Here is a 14,154-nt window from a genome sequence, read left to right as displayed (position 1 = left end):
GTAAGATGACGGCTTTTCGGGGCATATCCCTGATTTCCGTTGCAGTAAGTGCCCTGCTGGCATTGACGGTGACCACGCTGCCTGCACGCGCGCAGACCGCCGCCGATGCAGCGCTGGAAATGGCCAACACTTTGGATGGTGCAGGCGGCGGCGTGTCGGGCGATGCGCTCCTGTCGGCGCTGGAGGGGGCGGCCGAGGCTGGCCAGCCGATGGCGCTCTGGCAACTGGGCACTATGTATGAGAACGGCGAGGGCGTGGCCAAGGATCCGGTCAAGGCTTTTGGCTATTTCTCGCAGATCGCCAATCAGCACGCCGATACGCCGCCGCGCGGCGTCGAGGCCGATATTGTCGCACAATCCTTCGTCAAGGTCGGCGAATACTACCGCGATGGCCTGCCGAGCGCCGGCATTCCCGCCGACAGCGAACGTTCGCACACCCTGCTGCTGCATGCTGCGACTTATTTCGGCGATGCCGACGCGCAGTACCGCGTCGGCCTGCTCTACCTCCAGGACGACGGGCTCGGTTACAACCCGCTGCAGAGCGCTCGCTGGTTGTCGCTGGCAGCCCGCAAGGGACACGGGCCGGCTCAGGCCCAGCTCGGCGAGCTGATGTTCAACGGCATAAAGGGTATCGAGGCGCAGCCCGTCGAAGGGCTGATGTGGATGACCATGGCGCGTGATCGCGTCGCCGGGACCGCCGATGAAGTTTGGGTAACCGAGGTGCTCAACAAGTACCTCGCGCTCGCCACGCCTGAGGCGCGTGCGGAGGCGACCGAGCTGGCAGCGCAGATCTCGCCCCAGTTCGACGGGCTCTGATCTAGAACGGGAAAAGCTCTAGAAGCTGAACTGTCCTTCGACCGGCACATGGTCGCTGGGCTTGTCCCATCCGCGCACATCCTTGTGGATCGTGACGGTTTCCAATCGGTCGGCTGCCTGCGGCGAGAGCATCAGGTGGTCGATGCGGATGCCGGCGTCGCGTCGCCAGGCGCCCGCCTGGAAGTCCCAGAACGTATACGCCGGGGCCGAATTGACGGCCCGCACCGCATCGGTGAAGCCCAGATTGACAAGGGTGCGGAAGCGCTCGAGGCTCTCAGGCCGATAGAGCGCGTCGCCCCACCAGGCGTCCGGGTCGTGTGCATCGACCGGGGCCGGGATGAGGTTGAAGTCACCCAGAAGGATGAACGGCTCCTCGAAAGAGAGACGCTGCTCGGCAAAGCGGACCAGCCGCTCCATCCAGGTGAGCTTATAAGGAAATTTCTCCGAATTGACCGGGTTGCCGTTGGGCAAGTAGATGCCGCAGACGCGGATGGCGCCACTCTCAACCGAAAAGACCCCCTCGATCAGTCGCGCCTGCTCGTCGGCGTCGTCTCCGGGCAGGCCCCGGTGCACCTCGTCGAACGGCACCAGCGAGAGGATGGCCACGCCATTCCAGCTCTTTTGTCCGTGCGTTTCGACATTGTAGCCCAAGGCCTCGATCTCGAGGCGCGGGAAGGTTTCGTCGACCGTCTTGGTTTCCTGCAGCACCACGATGTCCGGTTTTTCCTGGCGGAGCCAATCGAGCAACGTCCCGATATGGGCGCGGATACCGGCGATGTTCCAGGTGGCGATGCGCATGGAAACGCTCCTCTTTTTGCCACAACAAGCTAGCCGCCCACCGCCTCTGGGGCAACGCCGTAGACGGCGTTGCGCACATCGGCGGGGAACTGGCCGGTGCAGCCTTCAAGCGCCGTGTTGGTCATGATGGCGACCGACAGGCCATTGGCCGGATCGATCAACCAGGAGTGTCCATAAACGCCGCCCCAGTTGACGGTGCCGGGCGCACTCGGCCAGCCGGCCGCCGCGGGATCGTCGAGCACAGCGCCGAGATATCCGAACCGCATGCCTGGTGCGTCGCGGGGCAGGGCGCCGATCTGGTTGCGCATCGCCATCGTCGTCGCCCCGGCGGAAAGAATCGGATCGCCCTCGCGCCGCAGGGCTTCGAGGAAAGCAAGGATATCGCCGGCCGAGCCCACCATGCCAGCGCCACCTGAATGGAAGGCGCGCGGATTGAAGATTCGACCGGGCGAGAAGAGGGTGCTTTCGCCATTGGTGCCGACCACCACATGCGGATCTCCCATCCGCACCGGCTCCGGCTCGGCATCTCCATAAGGTACGGCGAGCCGCGCCGGATCGGTGACGAGAAAGCCAGTATCGGCCATGCCAAGTGGTCCGGTGACGTAGCGTCTGGCCGCTTCGTCCAGCGTCACGCGTTCAACCGCGGCGATCACGGCTCCGAGCACGTCGATGGCGATCGAATATTGCCAGGCGGTGCCCGGCTCGAAGGAGAGCGGCAGGGCAGCGACGCGGGTGAAGTTGGCCTCGAAATCGAAGTCCGTACTACCCAAGCCCGTGGAGATCATCGGGTCGGAATAGGCATAAGCGAGTCCGGCCGTGTGGGTGAGAAGCTGCCGGATGGTAATCGCCGGCCGGCGTCCATCGGCAAGGCGAGGAGTGAAATAGGGCAGGTGGGTTTCGACAGCGTCGTCGAGGCCGAGACCTCCCTGGTCGATAAGCGCCAGCGCGGTCGCCGCCACAATCGGCTTAGTGACTGAGGCGAGACGGAATATCGTGTTCTCCTCCATCACCTTGCCCGCTTCGCGGTCGGCAAGGCCGGCAGCCCGGCGATAAACGGTCTCGCCATCGCGCGCCACCAGTACGACTGTGCCGACAATGCGCCGGGCGGCAAGAGCGTTGTCGATGACGCGATCGATAGCGTTCTGCATGACCAAACCCCCTGACGTTCAGTGATTGCGCCCGTAGACGGCGTTGCGAATATCGATGGGAAAGCGCCCGTCGCTCCCTTCCAGCCCGGTGTTGGTCATGGCGACCACCGACAACTCCTCGGCCGGATCGATGAACCAGCTGTGGCCATAGATACCGCCCCAACGGTAGGTGCCGACCGACTGCGGGCTTTCGGCAAGCACCGGGTCGACAAGGACGGCGCCGAAATAGCCGAATTTCCAGCCCGGCGACTGATGAACGTCTGCAGCCAGTTGGTCGGCGGCGCCTTCGGCCAGCATTTGCGGGCTGAGGATCGCGCCGCCGCCGGTGCGCAGCATCTCGAGAAGGGTCATGAAATCGTCGGCAGTTCCGGCCATCCCGCCTCCACCGGCATGATAGGCTTTCGGATCGAGGATGAGGCCGGGATAGTAGGTCGTGATCCCTCCCCGGGGATTGGCAACCTCATGCGGATCGCCCATTAGCACGGGGCCCTCCGGTCCGTCGGCATAGGGCGCGGCCAGCCGCGAAACGTCGGTGACCGAGAAGCGTGTGTCGCCCATCCCCAGCGGGCCGGTGACATAGGTCGCGACGGCATCGCCCAGCGTGCCGCCGACCAGTGTGGCAGCGACCGCGCCGAGCACGTCGATGCCCGCCGAGTAGGCCCAGCCCACGCCGGGTGCGAACTGCAGGGGGACGCGCATTAGGCGAGCGAGATTGCGCTCGAGTGAAAGATGCCAGCGGTCGAGGCCGACGGCGAGGAACTCGGGGTCGGTGCGTTCGTCTTCGAACAGCGGTGGCATAGGGCCAAGCCCGGCCGTATGCGTGATGAGGTGTTGCAAGGTTATGTCCGGCGCCGAGCCATCGGCCAGCTTCGGCCGGAAGTCGGGCAGATAGCGGGTCACAGGGTCGGAAAGCCTCAGCAGCCCGCGTTCGGCCATCGCCAGGACGGTCGTTGCAACGATGGGCTTGGTCAGCGATGAGAGCCGGAAGATCGCGTCCGGCTGCATGGTGCGACCGGTCTCGCGGTTGGCAAGTCCGGCGGCGCGTCGATGAAGTGTCTCGCCGTCACGTTTGACGATGACCACCGATCCGACGACCCGCTTGTCCTCGAGCGCGGCAGCCACCGCGTGGTCGATCCGTGCCGCGATATCCATGAATCGTCTCCGGAGTCAGGCATGAGAGGATTAGTGCAGGCATGCCCGGGAACAGAGCCCGATAGGGTCAGGACGCCCGGGCGGCGCTGCGGCGAGGGCGGTTGGTGAAGGCTGTGAGCGGATTGAGGGGACGCAGGTGCGGCTGATGGTTGTCCATCACCCGCTCGATGACCCTGATCGCCTTGCCTGTACCATCCTCGGCCTGAAGCTCCTCGGCCACCGCCGCCGCCCGCCTGCGGTAGGAGACGTTGCTGGTCAGGTCCTTGAGTGCTTCGGCCAGGATTTCCGGAGTCAGCTTGCGCAGGCGTACGGGCTTTGGGCCGCAGCCGAGTTCGTAGACGCGCCGGCCCCAATAAGGCTGGTCGACCGCCTGCGGCACGACGAAGGTGGGGCGTCCGAGGTGTAGCCCCGCCGATGTAGTGCCGGCACCACCGTGGTGGACGACGGCGCTGACATATTTGAAGAGCTTGTCGTGGGGCGCCTTTTCAATGGCAAAGATGTTCTCGGGCAGGTCTGAGGGATCGATGCCGCCCCAGCCGCGCGCGACCACCGCCCGGCCGCCCCAGGCACGCACGGCCTCCTTGAGGATCTGCGTGTTGCGCTGCGCCCCGAACGGCATGGAGCCGAAACCGATATAGACGGGCGCCTCGCCCTTGGCGAGGAAGGCCTGGAATTCCGGTGACGGTTGCCAATTGCTGCGGTCGTGCAACGACCAGTAGCCGGTGACGATCGCCGTTTTGGGCCAGTCGCGCGGACGTGGTGAAACGATCGCCGAATAGGCATAGAGGGTCGTCAGCGGCGATCCGTCGGTGTTGCGGAACAAGCCCCCCATCAGGCGCGCGTCGAGGCCCATCAGCTCACGGCGCAGCTTGTTGCGCGGCAGGTTGTAATAGATCTGCTGCACGGTCATCGCCGTGTAGGTCAGCCGATTGAAGGCTTTGCCGAAATCCGAGCCGACATAGTACATGCAGAGCGGAAATTCGCTGGTCGAGTTGAGCGGCTGCAGCGCCGACATGATCGCTGGTATGCGCAGGGCCTCGGCGATGTCGATGCCGAAGCTCGTGTTCATGTTGAGGATGATGGCGTCCGCCCCCTGGCACATGGTCCAGGCGCGCCGCGCCGCGATGTCCACGATCTGCTGGCCCTGGCGCAGGAGCGAAGGACCGTTGATGAGCATGGACTGGCTCATCGCGTTCTCGAACCGGGACTGCTGCAGGAAGTTCTGGATCGATGCGCCGAGCGACTGGAACTCGATGCCGTAGCCCTCGATCATGTCCTGGAAGTCCTCGGACGCGCCGAGAACCACGGAATATCCTCTTGCCTTGAGCGCTATTGCAAGAGCTAGATAAGGCTGAACGTCGCCTTGCGTGCCGATAGTGCACACGGCAATGCGCTTTACCATTCGATCCTCACCACACGCCGTCCAATCCGAGAGCCGCTGCTCCCGGACCATTTACATTGCATTCGGGTGCAATTAAGAACGGCCTCTCACTAGCTGGTTTCATTACAAAAATCGCTGTCGAAGGGCAAGAGAGATGCCATCCCCCGCTGTTTCCGTTCTGGTTGGAGCAACGCTCGCCGGTAACCGGATGTCGGCGGCCTTAGCATGTTTTTCAAGGGGTTGGCAGGCGAGGGCAAACGCTCGTTAGCTCTTCCCGCGGGGCCACAGCGTGGCCGGGAAGAGCCGAAAACGATCCAGCCGGCGGCAGATTGGTGCGGCCGGTCTCGATCCCAACGAGCGCCAAGGCGCAACCGTCGAGACCTCCGGATTCTGCCACTTAACCCCGCGACAACCACAATTCCGCGATAATAGGCGTCTCTTTTGGATATAGACGCACCCTTTGGGAATCGCGAGAGAGCCAGGGCCTTGCCGGCCCGCCGAGGACAGCTATGAGCGAAGACTTCCACCGTATCCGCCGCCTGCCGCCTTACGTGTTCGAGCACATCAACCCGATCAAGGCCAAGGCGCGGGCCGAGGGTGTCGACATCATCGATCTGGGGATGGGCAACCCGGACCTGCCGACGCCCGACCATATTGTCGCCAAGCTCCAGGAGACGGTGCTCAACCCCAGGACGCATCGCTATTCGACCTCCAAGGGCATCCCGGGGCTGCGCAAGGCGCAGGCGAGCTACTATGGCCGCCGCTTCGGGGTGAAACTCAACCCCGACACGCAGGTCGTGGCCACTCTCGGCTCCAAGGAAGGCTTTGCCAACATGGCGCAGGCCATCACCGCGCCGGGCGACGTGGTCCTGGTGCCAAACCCCACCTATCCGATCCACTCCTTCGGCTTCATCATGTCGGGCGGCGTCGTGCGCTCCATGCCGGCCGAGCCCAACGAGGATTTCCTGCGCTCGCTCGACCGGGCGGTACGCCACTCGATCCCCAAGCCCATTGCGCTGATCCTCAACTACCCGGCCAACCCGACTGCCTATACAGCCGACCTGGATTTCTACGGCGAGGTGGTCAGGTACTGTCGCGAGCAGGGCATCTTCATCCTGTCCGACCTTGCCTATGCCGAGATCTATTTCGACGATGCGGAACCGCCGCCGTCCATCCTTCAGATACCTGGCGCCATGGACATCGCCGTCGAATTCACTTCGATGTCCAAGACCTATTCCATGCCGGGCTGGCGCGTGGGCTTCGCCGTCGGCAACGAACGGCTGATCGCTGCGCTCGCCCGGGTCAAGTCCTACCTCGACTACGGCGCCTTCACCCCCATCCAGGTGGCGGCGGCCACCGCCCTCAACGGCTCGGACGAGGTGATCGAGGAAGTGCGCCGCATCTATCGCCACCGCCGCGACGTGATGGTGGAAAGCTTCGGACGCGCAGGTTGGACTATCCCTTTGCCCAAGGCGACGATGTTCGCCTGGGCGCCGATTCCGGACCAGTACGCGCATATGGGCTCGCTCGAGTTCGCTAAGCTCCTAGTCAAGGAGACCGGCGTCGCCGTCGCTCCCGGCGTCGGCTTCGGCGAATATGGCGACCAGTACGTCCGCCTTGCCTTCGTCGAAAACGAGCAGCGCATCCGACAGGCAGCCCGCAACATCAAGAAGCTGCTGGGCTCAAAGGCCGGGCAGGGTAACGTGGTTCCGCTGGCGGTCAACAAGTAGCACCTGCGTCGCGCCGCCCTCCACGGGAGGGCGGTGAAATAATACATGACAACAAGACTCCGCTTTTGTATGGATCGCGCGATCCATCACGGAGTGTGTGTCATGATGTTCCTCCGCCGCCTCGCGACAGTAGGCGTCGTTGTCGTTCTCAACGCTGGGGCACAGGCGGAGAATGCCTTTCCGGTCACCCTCGAGCATGTCTATGGCGCGACCATCCTCGAGCGTGCGCCGCAGCGCATCGTCACCTGGGGCTGGGGGAATGAGGATGCGGCAATCGCGCTTGGCGTGATTCCGGTGGCGATGCCCTTCCAGTCCTATGGTGGGGGCGAGGACGGCGTCCAGCCCTGGATTGAGGAGGCCCTGGCCGCAATGGGCGCCGCAAAGCCGATGATGCTCGACAACTCGGGCGAGCCGCCCGTCGAGCAGATCGCCGCGCTCGCGCCGGATCTCATCATCGCTGCCTATTCGGGGATCACGCAGGAGCAGTACGCGTTGCTTTCGTCCATCGCGCCGACCATCGCCTATAAGGGCGAGGCCTGGTCGAGGCCTTGGCAGGAGGTGACGCGGGTCGTCGGCAAGGCCATAGGCAAGCCGGAGGAGGCCGAGACTCTGGTAGCCGAGACGGAGCAGTGGCTCGACGGCGAGGTGGCGAAATACCCGGCGCTCAAGGATGTCACCTTCGCCGGCGCCAATGACTATGGAGGCTCCATCGCCGTCTACGCGCCCTTCGATGCGCGCATGAAGTTCCTTACCGATCTCGGCCTCAAGATGGCCCCGAGCGTCGCCGCGCTCGCCCCGAGCGACGGCGAATTCTACTATTCGTTGAGCTACGAGCTCTTCGATGAGCTCGAGACGGACATCTTCGTGACCTATTATGAAGAAGAGGCCGCGCTCGACGCATTCCTCGCCAAACCCTACGCGCAAACGTATCCGCCGATCCAAAACGGGGGGCTCGCCGCGCTCGTCGGCACCGAGAACGTCGCCGCCGTCTCACCACCGTCGGCACTGTCATTGCGCTGGGGCTTTGCGACCTATCTCAGTGTGCTGGCCAAAGCCGCAAACAACGTCACCAACTGATCCTACGGGCATTCCCTATGATGCCAACGGTTGTACAAACTCCTATTGACGGCTAGGCAATTTCCTATGCATGTGTCGCCGCCATGAGCGACATCCAATCCTTTCGTCAAACAGTCGAGTCCTTCATCTCCACGCGCGGTTGGACACCGACCAGGTTCGGGCGGACCATTGCAGGCGACCCGCTTTTCGTTTTCGACCTGCGCGAGGGTCGCGAGCCGCGCTCGGACACGCGCATGCGCATCCTCAAGGCCATGCAGGAATTCGCCGACGCAGGCAGCGACGCCCCGTTGAGGATCGGGGTTGCAGGACTCGGCAATGTCGGTGCGACGCTGGTACGCATCCTGCAAAAGGACGGGGTGGAACTGACCCGCAAGCTCGGCCGGCAGATCGTGGTGACGGCCGTCGCCGCGCGCTCGCGCTCACGCGACCGGGGCATCGACATCTCGAGTCTTGAATGGTTCGACGATCCGGTAGCGCTCGCCAAATCCGACAAGATCGATCTCTTCGTCGAGCTGATCGGCGGCGAGGACGGTCCGGCCTTTGCGGCGGTCAAGGCTGCTCTGGAGATCGGCCGGCCGGTGGTGACGGCCAACAAGGCGCTGCTTGCCAAGCACGGCGTGGGCCTGGCCAAGGTGGCCGAGGAGGCGGGTACGCAACTTGGGTTCGAGGCAGCGGTCGCCGGGGGTATCCCGGTGATCAAGACGCTGCGCGAAGGGCTGGGCTCTGCCTCGATCGAGCGCGTCTACGGCATCATGAACGGCACCTGCAACTACATCCTTACCCGCATGGGCGAGGAAGGTATCTCTTTCGCTGAGTGCCTCAAGGACGCGCAGGAATTGGGGTATGCCGAAGCCGATCCGACCTTTGACGTCGAGGGGTTCGACACCGCCCATAAGCTGGCGATCCTGGCAACGCTCTGCTTCGGTTACGAGATCGCACCCGACAGGATACATGTCGAGGGAATCACCCGGATCACCCAGGCCGACATCAAGGTTGCCGCCGATCTCGGCTATAAGATCAAGCTCCTCGGCATAGCCCAGCGCTCCGACGGCGGCATCGAGCAGCGGGTGCACCCGACGCTCGTGCCCAAGGGCAGCGCCATCGCGGGCGTCGATGGGGTGATGAATGCGGTCGCCCTCGAGACCGACCACGTGCATGAACTGCTGCTCGCCGGTCCCGGCGCCGGCGGCCCGCCGACCGCCTCTTCGGTCCTTTCGGACATCCTCGACATCGCCCGGGGGACCAAGGTGCCGCCGCTCGGCGTGCCGAGCGCCGAACTCCTGCCCTATAAGGCCGCACCCATGCGCGCCCACGAGGGCGGCTACTATATCCGTCTCAATGCCAAGGACGTCCCTGGCGCGCTCGCCGCCATCGCCACGCGCATGGCCGAACGCTCGATCTCGATCGAAAGCGTCATACAGCGTCCGGATTTGCATGTTACCGACCCGGCCGGCGAAACCACGCCGACCCGCACAGTAGTGCTTCTGACCCAGGATACGCTCGAGGCGGACGTACGGGAATCGCTTGCGCTGATTGCCGCGGACGGGTTCATTGTCGGTCAGCCGCAGCTGATCCGCATCGAAACGCTCTAGCGTTCATACCGGCAACTAAGCCGGAAAAGTCGGACGGACGGCGAGGCGGGAGGAAAGCGGCATGAAACTGACCAAGGCGGATGCTAACAGGACGCCTGCCCATATCGATCGCAGCCTGACGCTCGAGCTCGTGCGGGTGACCGAGCACGGCGCCATCGCTGCTGCCTATTGGCGCGGCAAGGGCAACGAGAAGGCGGCCGACGAGGCTGCCGTCGAGGCCATGTGCGCCGAACTGGGGAAGGTGCCGATCCGGGGCCGCATCGTCATCGGCGAGGGAGAGCGTGACGAGGTCGAGGCCCTGTATATCGGAGAGGAAGTGGGCGCGGGCAGCGGCGCCGAGGTCGATATCGCCGTCGATCCGCTCGAGGGCGTCACGCTCTGCGCCAAAAACCAGCCCGATTCGATCTGCGTACTGGCGCTGGCCGAGCGCGGCAGGCTGTTGAACGTTGCCCGCAACATCTACATGCACAAGATTGCCATCGGTCCCGGCTATCCCGACGGCCTCGTGCACGTTGACCGCACGGCGACCGAGAACGTCAGTGCACTTGCCGAGGCCAAAGGCGTGCCGCTCTCCGAGGTCACCGCCTGCGTCCTCGACCGCCCGCGCCACGCCGCCCTCATCGACGAGCTGCGGTCCTGCGGGGTCGCCGTCAAGCTTATCAGCGACGGCGACATCGCCGGCGTCATCCACGCGGCCCAGACGGAAGATACCGGCATCGACATCTATCTCGGCTCCGGTGGAGCGCCCGAAGGCGTGCTGGCCGCCGCGGCGTTGCGCTGCACGGGCGGCCAGATGCAGGGCAAGCTGATCCTCGACACGTCCGAAAAGCGCGACCGCGCCCGGCGTATGGGCATCGAGGATCCGGCAAGGATCTACGAGGTCACCGATCTTGCCGCCGGCGATGTGCTGTTCGCGGCGACCGGCGTGACCGATGGCAATATGCTCCCCGGCGTCAAGCTGCGCCGCGACTGCGTCGAGACCTCCACCATCGTCATGCGTTCCTGGTCGCAGACTATGCGCTGGGTGAACGCCCGACACATGCGCTGATCTTCAAGCTGCAACTGCGAGATTTGCACAGCTAAGCTCGGTGGAGGGCTCGACCGCGGCCCTGCCTCGGGCTTAGCTGCCGCCATGCTCGATACGCCTCGCCAATTTCTCGACGTCAGGGCCTCGGTCACCGGCAGGGCCTGGATCGACCGCCTCGATGGTGCGACCGGACGCATCGCCACAGCTATCGGCCAGCGAACCGGGCTTTCCGAAATCCTCGCCCGGATCGTTGCGGCACGCGGCGTCGGCATCGAGGAGGCGGAACGCTTTCTCGAGCCGACGGTCCGCGAACTGATGCCTGACCCGTCGACACTGACCGACATGGACGCGCTTGCGGACCGGCTGGTCAAGGCGATCACCGACAACGAACAGGTGGCGCTGTTTGGCGACTACGATGTCGACGGCGCCTGTTCCTGCGCGCTGATGACGCGTTACCTGGCGCATTTCGGTGTGACGGCGCAGGTCCATATTCCTGACCGGATCTTTGAGGGATACGGGCCCAACATCGCGGCCATGGACAAGCTGATCGATGCCGGAGCCACGCTCATCATCACCCTCGACTGCGGTACCACCAGCGATGCTCCCATCGCCCATGCCCGCACGCGGGGGGCCGACGTGCTGGTCATAGATCATCACCTGTCCGACCATGAGCTGCCCCCGGCGACGGCTCTCGTCAATCCCAACCGCCCCGACGATATTTCCGGGCTCGGCTATCTGTGCGCGGCCGGGGTCACCTTCATGGTGCTGGTGGCTGTCAGTCGCCTGTTGCGCCAGCGCGGCGATGCGAAGTTGCCGGATCTGATGAGCCTCATTGATCTCGTCGGGCTCGCGACTGTCTGCGACGTGGTGCCGTTGACCGGGCTCAACCGTGCCTTCGTCGTACGCGGACTGGACGTCGCCCGCATGGGCCGCAACCGGGGGATGTCCGCCCTTGCCCTTGCCGCCAGAATCAACGGACCGGTCAATCCCTATCATTTCGGCTACCTGATCGGCCCCCGCATCAACGCCGGCGGGCGCATCGGCGATGCCGCGCTCGGCGCGCGCTTGCTGACGCTCGAGGACGAGCACCAGGCGCTGGCGATCGCCGCTCGCCTCGACGAGCTCAACAACGAACGACAGCGCATCGAGATCGAGGCGGTCGAAGAAGCGGTGGCCGCCGCCGAAGCGGAAATCGGAACCGGCGAAGGACCGCCGGTTCTGGTGCTGGCTTCCGCCAACTGGCACGCCGGCATCGTCGGGCTGGTCGCTGCGCGGCTGCGCGAACGGTTCGAGCGGCCCGTCGTTGCCGTTGCCCTCAATCCGGACGGTACCGGCACGGGCTCGGGCCGCTCCATGCCCGGCGTCGACCTTGGCCGCGCGGTAATCGAGGCGGTCGAGACAGGGCTCATCGTCAAGGGCGGCGGGCACGCCATGGCGGCTGGCGTCACCCTGCGCAATGGGGAGCTCGCAGCGCTGCGCGCCCACCTCAATACCAGCCTCGCCGACGCTGTCGCCGCGGCGCGCGCCGCCACCGCGCTCAAGATCGACGCCGCGCTGACCGCGCGGGGCGCAACCCCGGACCTCGTGCATGAGGTGGAACGGGCAGGGCCGTTCGGCGCGGGCAACCCGACACCGATCTTCGCTTTTCCGGCCCATCGGGCCCGATTCGCCCAGGTCGTGGGCAAGGGTGGCCATGTCAGCTTTGCGCTGATCAGCGAGGACGGCGCCCGCCTCAAGGCCATCGCCTTCCGCGCCGCCGGCAACGCCATCGGCGAGGCGCTGCTGCGCGGCGAAGGCGGCCCGCCGCTGCACGTTGCCGGCACCCTCGGTATAGACCACTGGCAGGGGCGCGAGCAGGTGCAGATGCGGGTGGTCGACATCGCCCGCCCTTGAAACTGCATCTTGCATATCCAATTGTGCCAGTTAAACTATTATTGAGGCCTGCACCGGAAAGGCACTGAATCGCTGTCCGGTGCGCTTCGTCGACCCTGCAACTCAGCGGACAGCGAACGGATCAGAATTCCGGGCCGCGCAAGTTGGGACCCACCGACAATATGAGCAAGACAGCCGTAGACCACTCCAGCAGCGGTGTATCGCTTTGGACCCACCTTTTTGCGCGTTTCGTGGAATGGGCAGGGGTGAGCCTCATCGGTAGACCGAAACATGGCGCATTGACCGCTATCTTGCCGAACGGGCGTACGCGCACACTCGGCAATCCCGCAACGGGTCAGCACGCTGTGCTGCGACTCAACAACTTCAACGTGCTCTCGGAAGCCATGCAGCGGGGCACGGTCGGATTTGCGGCCGCCTACATGAACGGCGACATAGAGAGCGACGACCTGACAGCGCTGTTCCGCTTCTTCCTGCAGAACCGCGATATGTTCGAAAAGGCCAATCCGGGCATGTTCCGCCGGGCGGCCCACGACCTGCATTACCACCTGTCGCGCCGCAACACACTGGAAGGCTCCAAGCAGAACATCGCCGAGCACTACGACCTCGGCAATGATTTCTATGGCCAATGGCTCGACCCGTCGATGACCTATTCCTCGGCGGTCTTCACCTCCGGCGACCAGAGCCTGGAAGAGGCGCAACTTGCCAAATATCGGCGGGTGGCCGACATGGCAGGCATTACCGAAGGCTCGACCGTCCTCGAGATCGGTTGCGGTTGGGGCGGCTTCGCCGAGACCGTTGCCCGCCACTATAAGGCGCAGCTGCGCGGTATCACCCTTTCGGCCGAACAGCTGAAGTTCGGGCTGGAGCGGTTGCGGAGCCAAGGTCTCGACACGTTTGCCGAGCTCGTCTTCGAGGACTACCGGCACACTAAGGGCCAGTTCGACCACATCGCCTCGATCGAGATGATCGAGGCGGTCGGCGAGGACAACTGGCCGGGCTATTTCCAGACCCTCTATGATCGGCTCAAGCCGGGAGGCACTGCCGCCATCCAGGCCATCACCATCAACGAGGCCGATTTCGAGGGCTACAAGTCCGGCCCCGACTTCATCCAGCGCTACATCTTCCCCGGCGGCATGTTGCTGACCAAGACGGTGATGAAGGAGTTTGGCGATAAGGTGGGGCTGGTGCTCGAGAACGCCGAGCATTTCCGCCTCTCCTACGCCAAAACCCTTGCGCTCTGGCGCGAACGTTTCCTCGAGCGCTGGCCGATGATCGCGCCGCTCGGCTACGACGAGCACTTCAAGCGCAAGTGGGTGTACTACCTCAGCTATTGCGAGGCAGGCTTCACCGAAGGCTCGATCGACGTTGGCATCTACCAATACCGCAAGCCGGCCTGAGTGCCGTAAGAGACGAATCGGGGAGGGCGGTCGAACGACCACCCTTTCTGCTGGAGCGGGATGCGAAAAGTGGGAACCGGTTTTTCGCGAGCAATCCCGCGACAACGGAAGGTTAGAGCCCGAAGCGATTTGATTCCATCAAAT

The 14,154-nt window shown here is 64.3% G+C and carries 11 protein-coding genes; 7 read left to right on the top strand and 4 right to left on the bottom strand.

Annotated elements, in window-relative coordinates; genetic code table 11:
• Positions 1–5 precede the first annotated feature (5 nt).
• Positions 6–815, top strand: a complete 810-nt coding sequence (locus QQK18_RS25845) for a tetratricopeptide repeat protein (protein WP_284343272.1) — start codon at positions 6–8, stop codon at positions 813–815.
• 18 nt (positions 816–833) lie between these two features.
• On the opposite strand, the gene xth is transcribed toward QQK18_RS25845, so the two are convergent.
• The 4 genes from xth to QQK18_RS25825 form a co-directional block, all read right to left on the bottom strand.
• Positions 834–1,613: an exodeoxyribonuclease III gene (xth, locus tag QQK18_RS25840; RefSeq protein WP_284343271.1), complete on the bottom strand. Its 780-nt coding sequence runs from the start codon at positions 1,611–1,613 to the stop codon at positions 834–836.
• Positions 1,614–1,642: 29 nt separating this feature from the next.
• Positions 1,643–2,761 (bottom strand): serine hydrolase domain-containing protein, encoded by a 1,119-nt coding sequence (locus QQK18_RS25835; protein ID WP_284343270.1) that lies wholly within the window; start codon positions 2,759–2,761, stop codon positions 1,643–1,645.
• 18 nt (positions 2,762–2,779) lie between these two features.
• A complete protein-coding gene (locus QQK18_RS25830) occupies positions 2,780–3,913 on the bottom strand; it encodes a serine hydrolase domain-containing protein (protein ID WP_284343269.1) in 1,134 nt (377 codons plus the stop codon).
• Between the two features lie 67 nt (positions 3,914–3,980).
• Positions 3,981–5,315 (bottom strand): glycosyltransferase, encoded by a 1,335-nt coding sequence (locus QQK18_RS25825; protein WP_284343268.1) that lies wholly within the window; start codon positions 5,313–5,315, stop codon positions 3,981–3,983.
• A gap of 488 nt (positions 5,316–5,803) precedes the next feature.
• On the opposite strand from QQK18_RS25825, the gene QQK18_RS25820 reads away from it, so the two are divergent.
• The 6 genes from QQK18_RS25820 (at position 5,804) to QQK18_RS25795 (ending at position 14,010) form a co-directional block, all read left to right on the top strand.
• The gene (locus QQK18_RS25820; protein ID WP_284343267.1) at positions 5,804–7,024 is read left to right on the top strand and encodes an LL-diaminopimelate aminotransferase; all 1,221 of its coding nucleotides are present in this window, start codon (positions 5,804–5,806) and stop codon (positions 7,022–7,024) included.
• Positions 7,025–7,126: 102 nt separating this feature from the next.
• On the top strand, positions 7,127–8,101 hold the full coding sequence (locus QQK18_RS25815; RefSeq protein WP_284343266.1) for an iron-siderophore ABC transporter substrate-binding protein: 975 nt from the start codon (positions 7,127–7,129) through the stop codon (positions 8,099–8,101).
• A 251-nt stretch (positions 8,102–8,352) separates the two neighbouring features.
• Positions 8,353–9,693, top strand: coding sequence for a homoserine dehydrogenase (locus QQK18_RS25810; protein ID WP_284343324.1), 1,341 nt, complete (start codon positions 8,353–8,355; stop codon positions 9,691–9,693).
• A 61-nt stretch (positions 9,694–9,754) separates the two neighbouring features.
• Positions 9,755–10,741: a class II fructose-bisphosphatase gene (glpX, locus tag QQK18_RS25805; RefSeq protein ID WP_284343265.1), complete on the top strand. Its 987-nt coding sequence runs from the start codon at positions 9,755–9,757 to the stop codon at positions 10,739–10,741.
• Positions 10,742–10,825: 84 nt separating this feature from the next.
• On the top strand, positions 10,826–12,613 hold the full coding sequence (gene recJ, locus QQK18_RS25800) for a single-stranded-DNA-specific exonuclease RecJ (protein WP_284343264.1): 1,788 nt from the start codon (positions 10,826–10,828) through the stop codon (positions 12,611–12,613).
• A gap of 278 nt (positions 12,614–12,891) precedes the next feature.
• Positions 12,892–14,010 carry an SAM-dependent methyltransferase gene (locus tag QQK18_RS25795; RefSeq protein WP_284343263.1) on the top strand — a complete coding sequence of 373 codons (1,119 nt, stop codon included), beginning with the start codon at positions 12,892–12,894 and terminating at the stop codon, positions 14,008–14,010.
• Positions 14,011–14,154: the final 144 nt, after the last annotated feature.

Origin of the sequence: Devosia nitrariae (assembly GCF_030160115.1) — a bacterium.
GTDB lineage: Bacteria > Pseudomonadota > Alphaproteobacteria > Rhizobiales > Devosiaceae > Devosia > Devosia nitrariae.
The sequence above is the reverse complement of the archived record's forward strand: the minus strand, read 5'-3'. Positions and strand labels throughout refer to the sequence as shown.